The 16373-nt window shown below is 43.2% G+C and carries 11 protein-coding genes; 1 reads left to right on the top strand and 10 read right to left on the bottom strand.

From position 1 onward, the window contains the following. Window positions 1-32 precede the first annotated feature (32 nt). The 10 genes from LZG71_RS10855 to LZG71_RS10810 all read right to left on the bottom strand — a co-directional run bounded on the left by LZG71_RS10855 (window position 33) and on the right by LZG71_RS10810 (window position 15152). On the bottom strand, window positions 33-3110 hold the full coding sequence (locus tag LZG71_RS10855; RefSeq protein ID WP_233820316.1) for a SusC/RagA family TonB-linked outer membrane protein: 3078 nt from the start codon (window positions 3108-3110) through the stop codon (window positions 33-35). 236 nt (window positions 3111-3346) lie between these two features. Then, window positions 3347-4492 carry a type IX secretion system outer membrane channel protein PorV gene (gene porV, locus LZG71_RS10850; protein ID WP_233820315.1) on the bottom strand — a complete coding sequence of 382 codons (1146 nt, stop codon included), beginning with the start codon at window positions 4490-4492 and terminating at the stop codon, window positions 3347-3349. 269 nt (window positions 4493-4761) lie between these two features. Then, a complete protein-coding gene (locus tag LZG71_RS10845) occupies window positions 4762-7734 on the bottom strand; it encodes a DUF2723 domain-containing protein (RefSeq protein WP_233820313.1) in 2973 nt (990 codons plus the stop codon). Window positions 7735-8236: 502 nt separating this feature from the next. Further along, the gene (locus LZG71_RS10840; RefSeq protein WP_233820312.1) at window positions 8237-9550 is read right to left on the bottom strand and encodes an ABC transporter permease; all 1314 of its coding nucleotides are present in this window, start codon (window positions 9548-9550) and stop codon (window positions 8237-8239) included. A gap of 109 nt (window positions 9551-9659) precedes the next feature. Further along, window positions 9660-10574: an ABC transporter ATP-binding protein gene (locus LZG71_RS10835; RefSeq protein ID WP_233820311.1), complete on the bottom strand. Its 915-nt coding sequence runs from the start codon at window positions 10572-10574 to the stop codon at window positions 9660-9662. Window positions 10575-10790: 216 nt separating this feature from the next. Then, window positions 10791-11228, bottom strand: a complete 438-nt coding sequence (locus LZG71_RS10830; protein WP_233820308.1) for a hypothetical protein — start codon at window positions 11226-11228, stop codon at window positions 10791-10793. A 100-nt stretch (window positions 11229-11328) separates the two neighbouring features. Beyond that, a complete protein-coding gene (locus LZG71_RS10825; RefSeq protein WP_233820307.1) occupies window positions 11329-11733 on the bottom strand; it encodes a hypothetical protein in 405 nt (134 codons plus the stop codon). A 128-nt stretch (window positions 11734-11861) separates the two neighbouring features. After that, the gene (locus tag LZG71_RS10820) at window positions 11862-13088 is read right to left on the bottom strand and encodes an alanine dehydrogenase (protein ID WP_233820306.1); all 1227 of its coding nucleotides are present in this window, start codon (window positions 13086-13088) and stop codon (window positions 11862-11864) included. Between the two features lie 54 nt (window positions 13089-13142). Beyond that, complete coding sequence (gene tsaE / locus LZG71_RS10815; RefSeq protein ID WP_233820305.1) at window positions 13143-13586, bottom strand: tRNA (adenosine(37)-N6)-threonylcarbamoyltransferase complex ATPase subunit type 1 TsaE; 444 nt, start codon at window positions 13584-13586, stop codon at window positions 13143-13145. Between the two features lie 273 nt (window positions 13587-13859). Beyond that, on the bottom strand, window positions 13860-15152 hold the full coding sequence (locus tag LZG71_RS10810; RefSeq protein WP_233820303.1) for a Gfo/Idh/MocA family protein: 1293 nt from the start codon (window positions 15150-15152) through the stop codon (window positions 13860-13862). Window positions 15153-15372: 220 nt separating this feature from the next. On the opposite strand from LZG71_RS10810, the gene LZG71_RS10805 reads away from it, so the two are divergent. Continuing rightward, window positions 15373-16326, top strand: coding sequence for a sugar phosphate isomerase/epimerase (locus LZG71_RS10805; RefSeq protein ID WP_233820302.1), 954 nt, complete (start codon window positions 15373-15375; stop codon window positions 16324-16326). Window positions 16327-16373 lie beyond the last annotated feature (47 nt).

Below are 16373 nucleotides of genomic sequence, written 5' to 3'. Positions count from 1 at the left end.
GTTAATGTTTTTTCAGAACTATTTGAATGCGACTAGAAGGATAGTTTAAGATTTACTCCCATGCTGCGCGTTGTCGGCAGCCCAAAAATATCCAACCCCTGCCCTCCTACGCCTGTTGTAGTATTTAGCTCAGGATCATACGGTGCATCATTTCTGAAGAAAAACAGATTACGCCCAACCAAACCGATGCTGGCATTGCTAATCAACTTACTTTTGATAGGCAAATTGTAGTACAGAGAGATTTCGCGCATTCTGATGTTGGTAGCGTTGTAAACTTCCCCTTCAATGATTCCATCCCGGTTACCAACAGCTGCATAATACTTTTTCGCTGAGATTTTGGTAATGGCCTGCCCGTCTTCGTTCACGGCATCAATCACTACTCCTCCATTGTCACGTGCATCAGCACTGGCCTGGCTCACACCAAAAGAATTGAGATATCCTTCCGTAATGCTGATAACCTGTCCGCCAAACCTTCCGTCAATCGTAAAATTCAATGACAGGTTACCGTAAGTTATTGTGTTGTTCCAGCCAATGAGTGCCTTTGGATTACTGTTGCCTATGTAACCATCCGGACCAGAAAGAGGAATGCTATCCTTGGTGCTTACCATCATTTTGCCCGCTTCATCTCTCAGGAAAGTTTTACCCCAAAAATCTCCGAAAGATCCATTCAGTCTCAACACATTGAAGTTCCCTCCAATTGGATAGGTTTGAGCCAATTGAGGATGCAGTTTTAAAACCTTGTTACGGTTAGCAGTATAATTCAGACCGGTTTTCCAGCTAAATTTATCCGTATCGATAACATCATAACCAAGAGAAATTTCTATCCCTTTGTTTTCCACATCACCGGCATTAAGCAGCACTTTTGTATTAAGCATACCCAATGGACCATCAAAAGAGAAATACTGGTTTTTAGTATTGGTCTTATACAAAGCAACATCCAGGTTCAGCCGGTTATTGATAAATCGCGCTTCATAACCCAGCTCAAAACTACCGCTGATTTCTGGTTTCAATGGTACACCTTCAAACACGCCTGAATTGTTGATTTCAAGAAGACCGCTGCCAAATTTGGCCGATGGAATCTGAGTCACAAACTCGCTCACATCGTTACCTACCTGTGCATACGAGAACCGCAACTTGCTGTAATTATTCCATTCCGGTAATTTGAACATCTCACCAAGAACAGTGGTAATACCTGCGGAATAGTAGAAGTAACCCGACTTAGCACTTGGCGTATTGGCCAACGTAGATGCCCAGTCGTTTCTGGCAGTCAAATCCACATACAGGTATTTGTTGATGCCAAGATTCGCAGAAGCAAAAACAGATTGTATCTGACGTCTTACAAATGTTTCCTTCAAGGAATTTATCGGCGCATCTCTGTAAAGATTATTCAGGAGAAAGGCGTTAGCTGTTTTTAGCTTTCTGGCATCCAGCGCCCAGTTGGAACTCTTGATGTCGTTGATAGATCCCCCCAACGTAAAGTTTAGTTCCAGGTTTTCGTTGAGGTTCTTATTTCCTATCAAAAGTATATCTCCATACTTGGTAGTACCGCTTCCCTCTTCACGCTGATATCTTCCGTTGTCATTTAAAACCCCAGCAATCGTTTCTCCTGAAATAATTCCCTGTGTTCCTGCATACACTTTCCTCTCAAATTTGTTCCACTGCTGATTCAGCGTTCCTCTCACACTAAGACTCAACCAGTCGGTAAAGGTATATTTAAGATTAGCTGCTCCAATGATGTTGTTTCTTGTCTGATCTGTTGCATTTCTGTTCAACACCCAGTAAGGATTTTGCTGATGGTGCGTACCACCCTGCCCTTTGTCATAATTAATGTTATACCAATCCTGCAGATAAAGATTTCTTGTAGGCGACATGTATTCATATTGCTTGTACTTGTCAAAATCCAAACCACGGGGAAACATGTAAACGCCCGGAAGTACACCAAAGTAAAGACCAGAGCTCGGACGATTATGGATCTTCTGGGTTGAGTACATCAGGTTGCCATCAAATGATAGCGCATCGCCAAAAAATTTGGTTGAATTCCGAAAAGATAGGGTATGCTGATTAAACTTGTTGGTTGGCAAAATCCCCTTGTTTGTTGTATTGGCATAGGAAAAGTAATTCTGCACTTTGTCTGTTCCTCCGCTTAGCCCGATGCTGTTTATCAACGTCGAACCTGTGTTAAGAAATCCTTTTGTATTGTCCTGATAGTTTCCCTTAGCGCCCCAGCTCTCCTCAGAATAAGAGGTTCCTCCATCGGCACTCGGTGTTTGACCATAGCTGTATTGTAATTTCGGCATGTAAAAAGCCTTGTCGAATGTAGCGCTGCTCGAAAAATCAATACGCGTGCGACCAGAAGTTCCTTTTTTTGTAGTGATCATAATGGCACCATTTGCACCCTGACTTCCATACAAAGCCGAAGCCGAGGCTCCTTTCAGTACGTTAATGCTTGTTATATCGTCCGCATTAAGCGTACTCAAAATATCACCTCTATCGGTTCCGCCGCCAAATGATCCTTCTGATCCGCTACCGGCAGTGTTGGTAATCGGTAATCCGTCGACAACATATAAGGGCTGGTTACTTCTGTTGGATTTAAGTCCCCTTAGTGTAATATTAACAGATCCGCCAATCCCGGAAGAGCTTCTGTTAATTTGTAAACCCGATATTTTTCCGACAAGATTGTTCATCGGATTAGGGTCTTTTGCGCGGGTTAACTCAGCTCCTTTAATAGCCTGAGTGGAATACGTAAGACTTTCTGCTTTGCGTTCTATACCCAAAGCTGTTACCACTACCTCGTCGAGATTGCGTGAATCAGGAACGAGATCAATATCCACGTTAGTCATGGATGAATTAAACGACACTTCTTTGGAAGTATATCCTACCGAAGAAAAAATCAAAATGCCCGAAGCCGGTACGGAAAGACTAAACTTTCCTTCTCCATCGCTGTTGGTTCCACGTGTTGTTCCTTTGATCAGAATGTTGACACCGGGAAGACCTTCCGCTTTTTCATCGCTTACCTTACCCGTAAGTTGTCGATCCTGTGCTTGGGCTGGCACAACAGAAATGGTTCCTACAATGAAGGTAAGAAACCAAATAAATAAACACTTTTTCATCACAGTTAGGTTTTGGTTGAGTTATAATTCATTCATAATTAACTCGTAAATGACAATTTAATTTTTAAATAAATCAATAATGGAGCTATAATATTTTAAAAAATATAATTAAATCAAAATATAATTAAATAGCCAAATCCAGCACCAGTAACTAGTTGCACAAAACAAAAGCCCTATGCAGGACTAGTTCTGCATAGGGCTTTTCAGGAAATTTAACCGAAAACGGTTTAATACAACTAAATCATTCTACCTCCAAAATCGACCAACAAACTCACTCTATACGTTTGAGCTATGGGGCTGTTTTTTCTGACTGGAATTAGATATGACAAATCCACTCCATAATTTTTACAAAAGCGAACACCTGCGCCAGTTGTGAAATATTTCACATCTCCTTTGTATTTGTGTTCGCCGAAATAGCCGCCTCGCAAAGCAAGTTTATTTTTGTACCAGTACTCCGCTCCGCCCGACAAGATAACTTCCTGCATTTCTTCCTTGAATCCTCCGGGTGCATCTGAAAAAGATTTCCAAATGGCATCCCATGGCGATATTCCTGATGGATTTACACCATTAACAGGTGTGGGTGTAACTAATTTACTGGCATCGACAATGAGGTTAATTTTATGGTTACCGTTCCTCGTGAACGACAATCCACCACCTAGTTTGAATGTGGTCGGAAGAAACGCAAACGGCGCGGCTGCGGAGCTACTGTAATCAAACTTATCTCCAATATTAGCCAAAACAGCCCCCAGCGACCAGGTCAAGTTCCTACCCGTGGTTGTATTGTAATGTTCTTTTCTGTAATACGCACTGATATCCCCGGCTACAACGCCGACAGCTTTAAGATCCCTCGCATCTGCTGAAATAACATTTGGGGAAAACGATCGGATGTATTTCAAGGTTAACCCCATTGAAAAATTTTGTCCCAGCTTTCTGGAATAGGCCAGGCTGAACGCATTATCTGTTAAACGTCGTGCGCCAATACTAACCGGACTAGCGCTCATATCGTACAGAGAATCTGTCCCCCAATTAAAATGTGTAATTGATGCAGCTAACGCCTGCTTGTCACCCAGCTTCTTATACACACTCGCAGTGCCATGCCAAACATCATCCCTGATACTGCGAAGCCAGGAACCATAGGATACGGACGCGCCAAAATCACGATCCGAGAATGCGTTTTTGGAAGCATTCCAGTAGATAGAATTAGCATCGGGACTCAATGCAACGCCCGCATCGCCCAAACCAGCACTACGGGCATCCGGGGCAATACGTAGGAAAGATGATGAACCATACGGCGAAGGAGACATAACAGTTTGAGCCATCGTATTGCAAACACAAAACGCCGTTGTGGTGAATAACATTACTAATCTTGGAAGGAGTTTCATTGCAGGAGAATTTAGGGTGAAAAACAATTGTATATTGACAAGTATTCAACGCTCAGCTATTGTTTCATGACTTCCACTTTCTCCTGATTACCATTCTCCCGTCGTCAAAAATGTGAACGCCAGCTGATCATGCGTTAGTATACCGATTTATACTTTTATGTTACTTACAGATACTAATTCTTTCGCCGGCTATATTTTAAGAGATCCGCACAAAAAACGGAGACTGTATCGCTACAATCTCCGTCGTTATTAATTCAATCTACTTCGGCTTACTGACCTCCGTACATATTAAAAGCTGCAAGATGTTTCTGGAAAATAGCTTCGTATTTCTTCGCTGCTGCTTCCTGTTTGGCTTCGCGGCATTCCTGAACGATCGTCTGCATGATGTATAAATACAGGTTGCTGTCACGACGTTTGGTAGTACCGTTGTCTTTTGCCCATGTCAACACTTCGTCAGCACGGGTCGCCATTGTTTCGGCAATTTCAAGTGCTTTCTTAGTTTCTCCCAATTCAAACAATATCCCGATAAAATTTGCTGAGAAGTTATCGTATGGAATGCTCTTGTCAGGCATGGTAGACAATGATCTTTCTATTGCTTTTTTCGCCTCATCCTTACGTCCGTCAGACAGAAGTTGTCCTGCCAACCGAAGGAACGCAATACGCGCAGTGGCAACAGGAGATCCAAGATAGGTATTGTCGTAATACGTATTAGGGTTGTCCAGTTCTCTCCACTCCATTTTCGTCATCAGGTTTTTGTACATCACATCCGAATTCACATAACCATCCTGAGCACCCGGTACACGTACAGGCAATAGTCGGTATGCGTAGCCTTCAAGCTGCATGTATTCTTTCAAATTGAGATAACTTGAACCGCCCAATGTTGATGAGAAATAGATCGGTCGTTTCCATTCGTTGGTGGAAATGATATCCAGCATGATCAGATCCGATTTATAAAGATCTCCTTTACCAATTGTCCAGCTAATCGAATCACCAATAAATGGAGCAAGGTCAGCTTTCACGATATTCATTTTTCTAATCGCATCTGCATCCACAGGAAGGAACAGTACAGAAGATGGCAGGATTGAAGTCATGTCACCACTTGTAAGTGGAACCTGAATCGCTTTGTTCTCGGTCTTAACAAGTGAAAGATATTCTTTCAGGTTAATTCCTCCCTTTACACTTGGGATTTCATAAAACGGAACGATATCGTTTTTACCAAAAGCATAATTTCCTTTATCCAATGAAATCGGTAATGCCTCTGAAAGATATGTTTTACGCTTCATCTGATCGATATACCAATCGGTACCCAGTAAGCTCAGGTTACATACACGTACGTCGGTACGGAAACCTTCTACTTCCTGTACATACCACAATGGGAATGTATCATTATCACCACCGGTAAACAGGATCGCGTTTGGCGCACAGGAGTTCAGCAAGTTTTTAGCAAAATCAACTGAATGGTATCTGTGGTTTCTATTGTGATTATTCCAGCCTTTGGCACCCATCATAACAGGAACAACAAGACATAATGCCGTTGCAACACCAGCTCGCGTAGAAGCATTTTTGACAAACTTCCCGATACCGTCTGCAATCGCAATCACGCCAAAACCAATCCAGATACAGAAGATATAGAATGATCCGACATAAATATAGTCACGTTCACGGGGTTCTGTGGGAGGTGAGTTCAGGTATACCACCAGAGCAACTCCTGTTAGCACAAAGAGTAAACCGAGTATTAACAAATCCTTCTTTTGTCTTGCGTATGCCACAACAATTCCCAGCAAACCCAGAATAAATGGAAGCATGAAGTAGTTGTCATGCGCCTTGTTGTTAGCAATTGGAGAAGGATATTTTTTGCCTGCATCCCAAGGAAGCAGATTACCTGCTCCTTCCTCGTCACTTTCACGTCCTACAAAGTTCCAGAGGAAGTATCGCCAGTACATGTGTCCGATCTGATACGAGAACATAAACGACAAATTGTGTCCCATTGTCGGTTTCTGGCCTTCTGCCAATCCTGTCATTTGCTGGTAAAGCTGCGGGTGCCCTGCCTGCGTACTGTACATACGTGGCAACAACATGCTGCTTCCCGGCTCATATTCATATTCAGGACGGTAGTCATAAATTACATATTTGCCATCTTGCTTGCGGTACATAGGCGCGCCACGTTTCTGGCTTACCGGGCGGGTTACAAACGATGGCCCGTAAAGAAGTGGACGACTACCATACTGCTCTCTTTTCAGATAAGAAACAAAGCTTAGTACATCGTCAGGATTGTTTTCATTGATTGGCGGATTGTACTCTGCACGAACCAATACCATCAGATAACTGGCGTAACCAACCAATACAAATGCAAGAGAAAGCAAACCTGTATTAAGCAATACTTTGCTCTTCTGCTGCGAATAGCGAATACCCCAGATAAGCGCTCCAATGAATATGATGATGAAGAAAATTACCCCGGATTTGTAAGGCATACCCAGGCTATTCACGAAGAATATCTCAAACTTTCCTGCCACGCTCGGTAAACCAGGAATGATGGCTGAGTTGATGATTGCCAACACAATGAGTCCGCAACCGAAGGCTATGATACCTCCAAAAAGGTTTGGATTCTTGTATTTCTTGAAATAATATACCAATGCCAACGCAGGAATAGTTACCAGGTTAAGCAAATGGACACCGATAGAAATACCTACCAGATAGGCGATAAAGATCAGATAACGATTCTCAGCAGCAGGATCCTGAATGCGTTCCCATTTAAAAACAGCCCAGATTACGATTGCTGTAAAGAAAGACGACATCCCATAAACTTCCGCTTCAACAGCTGAAAACCAGAATGAATCGGACCAGGTATAAGCCAGCGCTCCAATGATACCAGAACCCATCAGTAGGATTACATCGCCAGGAGTAAGATCTTCATCGGCTTTACCGATTATTTTTCTTGCAAGCAAGGTGATGGTCCAGAAGAGGAAAAGGATTGTAAATGCCGAACTGAGCACAGAAACCATATTGACCCAGTATGCCACATTGGTAAGATCACCAAAAGCGAAAAGGGCGAAAATTCGTCCTACAAGGAGGAAAAACGGTGCTCCCGGAGGGTGAGGAACCTGCAACTTAAATGCACAGGCAATAAATTCGCCGCAATCCCAAAAGCTGGCCGTCCTTTCGACGGTGAGCGTGTATGTAATGAGTGCAATGGCGAAGACAATCCAACCCGTAAGGTTGTTGGCACGACTGAATCGGGTCATTTAATTAAATATAAAATGTAAAATTTGAATTGCATAAGAACACAAATGGATACGTAATCTGAAACGTATTTTCAATGGTCGGGTCAAAATTAGCAAAATAACCTCAACCGCAAGGTTTACGGGCTCTTAAAAAGTGTTAACTAGGTGAGAAGTTAAGGGAAGTTGGAGAAGTTAGGATCCATTCCGGTCTGAACGCTCTTTAGCGGGCCACGCTGGCCGGGCTGAACGGAGGAAGGGAGAAGTTATGGGAAGTTACAGGAGTTAAGGGAAGTTACCTTCGCAAGGATGAAGAGGTCCCGGTCTGAACGCTCTTTAGCAGGCTAAACTGTGGGGAAGCAGAAGATTTAGGGAAGTTACAGTAGTCTTGAACAGCCAGTCCATACTAAAGGTAGCTGACACAAAAAGGGAGTCAAGACATCACGACCAGCGCTTATCCTCAACTCCTTTCTAACTCCTTAACTTCTATTTTTATAACTTCTTTAACTCCTTATTTCTTAACTCCTTACTTATAAAATATCCACTTCGCTAATTCCTTGTACGTAACTTTTTTACCGTACATCAAAATACCAACACGGTAAATTCTGGCGGCGAACCAGATTGTGCCCATAAAACCAAGGACAAGCAACACCATCGACAGTGCCAACTCCCAGGCAGGTACACCAAATGGTATACGCACCATCATAATAATGGGTGATGTGAACGGGATAATCGACGTCCAGAATGCCAGACTACCGTCGGGATCACGAAGTACGAATTGCGCGAAAATAAATGAGAATATAATAGGCAATGTGATGGGCAGCATAAACTGCTGGGTATCGGCATCATTGTCTACCGCTGCTCCAACGGCGCCAAAAAGTGCGCTATACAACAAATATCCTCCCAAATAATAAAACAGGAAGCACGACACGATAAGTGGAATATTGAGACTGCTGATGGCACCCATTACTTCCGCGACAGGATTCTGAACATTTCCTCCCGGCACTGAGTTGTTCTGCACACCTTGCTGCATTTCGGTTACGGCTTTCGCTTCCTTGGACAGCTTGTCCCCCATCACCTTTGTTGCAACGGATGAAAGTGAAGCCGTCAGGAAAATCCAGAGTACAAACTGGGTTAATCCAACCAGAGCCACACCTATGATTTTACCCATCATCAACTGATAAGGTTTTACCGACGAAATAATAACCTCAACGATCCGGTTTGTTTTCTCTTCCGTAATGCCTCTCATAACCTGCGTGCCGTAAATGAATACCGACATATAGATCAGGAAAGCGCAAATACCGCCAATTACCGTAGCTGCGCCTGAACTGCTCGTTTTTTCACCTTCTTCGCTCAGGCTGATTGTTTCAGATTTTACATTGACGCGGGAATCTTCCAGTATCTTGTGTGTAATGCCTGCTTCCGAAAGTTTTATTTCTTCAATCTGTTTTTCAATCACATCCTCAATGCCGGATTTTAGCTCCATACTGACGTTCTTGGCAGCGTAAATCCGTACGCTTTTGGGTTCTTTAATTACATTTTTAGGAATGTATACCAGTGCGTTAGCTCCGCTTTTCTGAAAACCTTTTTTGGCAGAATCGATCGGAGACGACAAATAAGAGAATTTCAGCGACTCACTATCCTTGAATTTGTCTTTGAACATACTGCTTTCATCCACAACCTGAACCGTTTTTAGTTCAACAGAACCGATGGAGATCCATATCACCGCTGCGTAAAATGCAGCAAAGAGAAGCGGCCCCAGAATGGTCATGATCAGGAAAGATTTTTTCTTGACCCTTACCATATACTCTCTTCTAATAACCAGGAAAATATTACGCATTAGTAGGTTTGATTAATGTTTTGAATGTCGACATTTTATTGTTTGAGCTTGCAGGCTATTTCCCGTTCAGCCAGCCTAAAAAGGCTTGCAGACCGGATTCTCAGACCAGTTATCCTTCTGGCACCTCGTTTACAGCCCTCATAAAAATATCACTCATAGTAGGAATATTTTCTCCGAAGGAGCGGATCTCAACCTGATTCACTAAGTCACCCAGCAACTGATTGGGCGTGATTCCGGCTGGCAAGTGAATGCTTGTTCTTTTATATCCTTCATCCAGTTCTTTCGATGGTTCCAACGAATACAGATCTGTATTCACAACAAGCTGACCACGGTATTCAACAAAAAAAGTATTGGTTTTAAATTCTTCCTTAATCTGGCGTTTTGGTCCGTCCAATACTTTTTTCGCTTTGTGAATCAATGCTATGTTATCGCAAAGTTCTTCCACAGTTTCCATCCGGTGGGTTGAGAAAATAATGGTACTTCCTTTCTGTTTAAGTTCCAGAATCTCGTCACGAATAAGGTTCGCGTTGATCGGGTCAAATCCTGAAAACGGCTCATCCAGAATAATCAGATCCGGCTCATGCATTACCGTTGAAACGAATTGCACCTTTTGCTGCATCCCTTTGGAAAGATCGGAAACAGTTTTGTCCCACCAGGTTTTAATGTCAAATTTCACAAACCAGATTTTCAGCTTTTCCATCGCTTCTTTCTGTGAAAGTCCTTTCAGTTGCGCAAGGTAAAGGAGCTGTTCGCCCACTTTCATTTTTTTGTAAAGACCGCGTTCCTCAGGCAAATAGCCGATTCTGGAAATGTGCTTTTGGTTCAGAGGCTGCCCATCGAACAGGATTTGGCCTGAATCCGGACCGGTGATCTGGTTGATGATGCGGATCAGAGAAGTTTTTCCCGCACCATTAGGTCCGAGTAGACCGAAAATACAACCTTTCGGAATATTGATACTGACGTCATCCAGCGCTTTGTGATTGGCGTATTCCTTGGAAACATGTTGCACTTCAATAATATTCATATCACTAACTTAAAGAGAACTGATGATGGTAAAATATAGGTTCGATCTTTCAAAATTGGGAGTGTACGGCAATTAGCCTAACTCAAAGATGCGAAGGATCTCATGTTTCGCCAAAATAAGTGGTACAAAAGCGGTTTGTGGCGGATTAATGGTATAAAACAAAAAGCGAGCGGACAATCCACTCGCTTTCACATAATGCCATTTTTTTATGAAAAATCAGGCAACAAACTTATCTCTTACCTGAAACAAAATCCAGAAACCAATGAAGGCGCCGATAAGTGCTCCCAAGATATTGAGCTGCAAAATACTTCCGACCAGATTCAAAAGAGTTGCATAATAAATCAGGTTCCAACCTGCTCTTTTACGAGCGCGTAACGGTGTAAATGCCATCAGGTAAAGTACCATTGTAAGCGCAGCAAAGGCGATGCCAATGTAAAAATTAAAACCTCCGCCATATGCGGCAACGCCAACTCCTATTGCCGCCGTACCAATGCCGAAAGCTGTTAATAGTCCAAAAAGACCGATAATAGCGAGTACAAGCATCACATACGGACCATATTGGGCAATAGGCTCCTTCACGTTCTCAGGAAAGGCAGGCAGTTTTTCAAGGAAGATAGGTTCGAGTTCTTTTTCAAGTAATAATTTAGGTTCCATAGAAGCGGTTGATTGATTTGGCAATTTACAAACAGCCTAAATATAAACACTTTACTATCAATTAGTATCAAGCCAACACTTCTTAATTATTCATCGGAAACTAATCTTCCGGATATGGCACGTAAATAAAACCTGAAAAGTCTCCAAGCAGCGTAAACAGGCAGCAGTACTCGTCGGCATTTTTATAGTTTTCTATAAATGCCTCTGCCGATTCCGCTCCGATCAGTTTCCGATCGACAAATTCCTGCATAAAGGAAGCGCGGTAGCTGTAACGGTTGGTCAGCTCGCCCGCACCAATCAATAATGCGCCCAGCTCCACTTCGGTATAAGCCAGTATAAAAATAGGATAATCAGAAAAACCGCGTTTCCGAATCTGATAAGATGCTTCTTTTAACTGATCCGAAATCTTGACAAAATCTTCCGAAACCAGCCCCATCATCTGTCTGTTCAACTCCGGAGAGTTGGCATCATCCATCAGGGAATTTTCATTGCTATTGTTAATCATTTTTTGGCTTTCGGCTTTCAGCTATCAGCTGTGAGCCCGTTTGTTTTAAAAATTCCTGTAATCCGCTGTCTGCTAGCGTTAGCAAAACCTTATTTTTGGCAATACGCAAGCTAACAGCTCACAGCCATCTACATTCTAGCTGCAAGCAAAAGTGTCAGATCTTTATAACGCATATTAAAACTTCTGGCGATGTGCGAGTTGGTCAGCGTTCCTTTGTGGCAGTACACCCCTTTCATAAACCAACGATTGGCATAAATCATTTCCTCAATACCACCAATTGTTCCCGTTTGCAGTAAAAATGGAAGGAAAACATTACTCAAAGCCGTGCTCGCTGTATGTGCTACGCGGGATGGAATATTGGGCACACAGTAATGAATCACATCATTGTATTTGAATATCGGATCTTTGTGAGTGGTCATTTTAGACGTTTCAAAAGAACCACCCTGGTCGATGCTCACATCGATAATCACAGAACCGGGTTTCATTTGAGATACCATTTCTTTGGTAACCACCAACGGACTGATCCCATTTTCGGCTCTCATGGTTCCAATCACCACATCTGCCCTACTTATTGCCTCTCCCAGCGTATCGGAATCAATAATGGAAGTGTAAAGATTTTGCCCGATCGCGTATTTTAAGCGTTGCAGCCGGTATATGTGTTTGTCAAAAACTTTGATATCGGCTCCCACACTAATGGCAGCACGGGTTGCGTATTCGGCAACTGTTCCGGCTCCCAGAATAACGATCTTGGTTGGCGGCACGCCTGTAATACCTCCCAGAATAATGCCACGACCTCCATTTGGCGTAGACAGGTACTCGGCGGCGATGAGTAAAACCGTACTTCCTGCAATTTCGCCCATGGCACGGATAATAGGTTTCCCTCCTACCTTATCTTCAATAAGCTCATAACCAATTCCTGTTATTTTTGCCTGATTGAGTTTTTCAAAATAACTTTTTTCGAGTGCGGGTAAATTAAGAACAGATATGAGTGTTGTTCCCGGCCTGATGTATCCAAACTCTTCGTCTACAAGCGGTTCCACTTTCAATATCAGATTGGCCTTATACACTTCCTCCGGACTGTGTACAATGCGCGCACCCGCTTCGCTATATTCATGATCCGACAAATTGGCTCCTTTCCCGGCATCCTTTTCAACCCAAACTTCATGCCCGTTACGAACCAGAATACCCACCGCATCCGGCGTGAGCGCAATCCGGTTTTCCTGTAATGACACCTCTCTTGGCAAACCAATCAACAATGAATTCTGATCCTTTTTAACTGCCAGTAATGATTCCTGGGGATAGAGTTCAGATTGTTTTGCGAGCTCTTTGAAACCGGTGATCTGAGGTTGCGCCATTTGTTATTGATGAATATTCAATTATGTTGTTTGAAATAATAATGATCGGATAAGTCAGAGTTTCCCTATTTCCTCTGCTTCCAATACTCTTACCCCGTTTTCCTGCAAACTGAGATTAATCAGCAAATAATGCTCGGGCCATAAGCCTTCTATTTTGGAAGGCCACTCTACAAAACAAAAATCGCCGGAATCAAAATACTCTTCCACGCCGATATCCAATGCTTCCACTTCATTCTTAATCCTGTAAAAATCGAAATGATAGATAACCTTTTTGTCGGCACTGATGTATTCATTCACCAACGAAAATGTAGGGCTGTGAACCGAAGATGTTACTCCGAGAGTCTTGCACAAACTCCTGATCAACGTGGTTTTCCCCGCACCCATGTGACCCTGAAAAAGCCAGATTGGTATGTGTTTTCCAAATTCAAGAATCCTCGCGGATACCGATTCTAACTCGGTTAGTTCTCTAAAACGTAGGACGGTGGTTGCTGCACTCATGATACAAAAATACCATATTTTAGAAACAGTAAATGCATTGAGGCCTTCACAATTATTGAAGGCTCGATTATTCGCCGGCAGCTCATGGCGAAAGTCTAATTTCAAATGGCGTTCAGAAATTAAAAAATTAGTTCTGAATTGACGGTTAACTACTAGTAAGTTCTCATTATAAAACTACGTGCGAATGGGCTTATCCTTTCTTGTAAAATGATTGTTTGCATTGCCGGAACGCCGCTTTACGACCGCTCCGGCAATATCAGTATACAAGCGACCTCACACTTTCCACTCCTTCTTCATGTCGCGTCCCAGCAACTTGTCTGCCTCTTTATCTTTGACAAAAGTTTCCTTTGCAGGATCCCATTTGAGCGACCGCTGCAACTGATAGGCTATATTTCCAATGTTACAAACGGATGCAGTACGATGACCTGTTTCTACATCGCAGATCGGCGGTTTTCTGGTTTTAATGGCATTCAGAAAGTCGGCGTAATGATTGTCGCTGGCATATACATTTGAAGATCCATCCTTAAAAACTTTATCTTTCAGAGACTCGGGCGTCGTTTTAAGCTCTCCACGTGCAACCCACACTTCCCCATTCGTACCCACAAAATGACAATGCTGCTTGCTGCCTTCCATAGGCCGGTGAACGACCTCAATCCCGTTCGCGTATTTATAAACCAAACCCTTTCCCGGCTCTGAATATACCAGCTCCACAGGTCCGCTGCTATCCATGTCCAATCCCCATTGCGCAATGTCAAACATATGAGCGCCCCAGTCTGTCATACCGCCCCCGCCAAATTCTCGGTAATTTCTCCACTTCGGCCAAAAGGTAGCATTCATTGCCGGCGCAAGTTCGTTGTTGTATGGCCGCCCGCTGTTAGGTCCCATCCACAGATCCCATTTAAGTCCGTCTGGCAGCGTTTCCTCCTGTAAATCCCATTCCTTTGGAGGACCACCCACATTTACATAAACCGTTTTCACCTCACCAATCGCCCCGCTTCTTACCAGCTCCACGGCCTGCCGGAACTCCTTCGCAGACCGTTGCATACTTCCCGTCTGAAAGACGCGGTTGTGCTTTCTGGTTGCATTCACCATCGCTCTACCTTCTTTCACAGTCAGTGAAAGCGGTTTTTCGCAGTATATATCCTTCCCCGCCTCCGCCGCACGCACCGCCATAGCCGCGTGCCAATGATCCGGCGAAGCAATGACGACTGCATCTATATCTTTACTATTCAGCAACTCACGAAAATCTTCAATACCAACAGCAGATTTATAGCTTCCTTTTTCAGCTTTATCGGCGTACCATTTGTTTGTTGCATTTACGAAAGTTTCCTGTTTGATCCGATAGACGTCCGAAGCAGCAACGATTTGTGCTTCCTTCGTATCCAGAAAACGGTTTCGCAAACCACCGCTTTGACGCCCGCATCCTATAAATCCCAAACTGATTTTATCACTGGGAGCCAGATATCCGGGCCCTCCCAGCACATGTCGGGGTACAATAAAAAACGAAGAAATGACGGCACCTGCTTTCAGAAAATCCCGCCTTTTTATTTTTACCAAAGATTCCATAGGGTTGATTAAGAGTTCATATTCTGATGATTATAAAGAACCGGCATCTCAATTCTACTTTCAGTTCCAGCTTTTGATTTTACATATTCCAAGTAAATCAGCGGAAACATTTCTCTTTATATAAAACCTCATATTCTGATTTTCAAAATCCGTAATTCAATTAATCAGGTTATTGAGCGGTATAACTCGTCATTAAATAAAAATATAAACAGTCAGCAATATGCCTGAACCAATTTCCCGGCGCGATTTCCTGCGTCATACAGCAGTTACCGGAAGCATACTTCCTTTTGTTTCTGCCGGTTCTTTTGCCCAAACGGCAGGTTCGGATATGAAATTTCCTAAAATCCATATTTTCTCCAAACATCTGCATTTCCTTAATTATCAGGATATGTCGGAGGTTGCTAAAGAGTTGGGTTTTGATGGTATCGACCTGACGATTCGCCCACAGGGACATGTGTTGCCGGAGAAAGTAGAAAACGATTTACCATTGGCAGTGGAAGCAATGAAAAAGGTAGGCTTTTCGCCGTCGCTTTTTTGCACAGCTGTGGAAGACGCGACCAATTCTGTAGATAAAAAACTGCTTGAAACGGCTGCCAAACTGGGTTTTCAGTATTACCGCATGAACTGGTACCGATACAACGACCCCAAATCCATTCCAAAGGCACTGGATGAATTCACTAACAAAATGGCAGGACTGAGTCAGCTGAATAAAAAACTGGGACTAACCGGATGTTACCAAAACCATGCAGGGAAGATGGTGGGAGCTTCCATGTTTGAAATATGGCAAATACTTCAAAAAGCTGATTTGAAGCATATGGGAACACAATATGACATTCGCCATGCGACGGTGGAAGGAGGGCTCTCCTGGCAGACCGGGCTTAACCTGATACAGCCACACATTAAAACCATTGTGCTAAAAGACACCACCTGGGAAAACAAAAATGGCAAATGTACGCTACACAATGTACCGCTTGGCCAGGGGATGGTCGACTTCGACACCTACTTCAAATTCATAAAACAAAACAATATTCAGGTACCGGTTTGCCTGCATCTCGAATATCCTCTTGGCGGAGCAGACCAAGGCGCTAAAACTTTGACAATTGACAAAAAAGTTGTTTTCGACGCTATGAAGCGAGATTTGGCAAAAGCAAAAGAACTCTGGGAAAAAGCCTGATGATGTTGTCCTGAAAATAACCTCAGGACATATTATCGCGTTCAAAA

The organism is Dyadobacter sp. CY312, assembly GCF_021390535.1.
In the GTDB taxonomy this organism is placed as follows: Bacteria; Bacteroidota; Bacteroidia; order Cytophagales; family Spirosomataceae; genus Dyadobacter.
The sequence above is the reverse complement of the archived record's forward strand: the minus strand, read 5'-3'. Positions and strand labels throughout refer to the sequence as shown.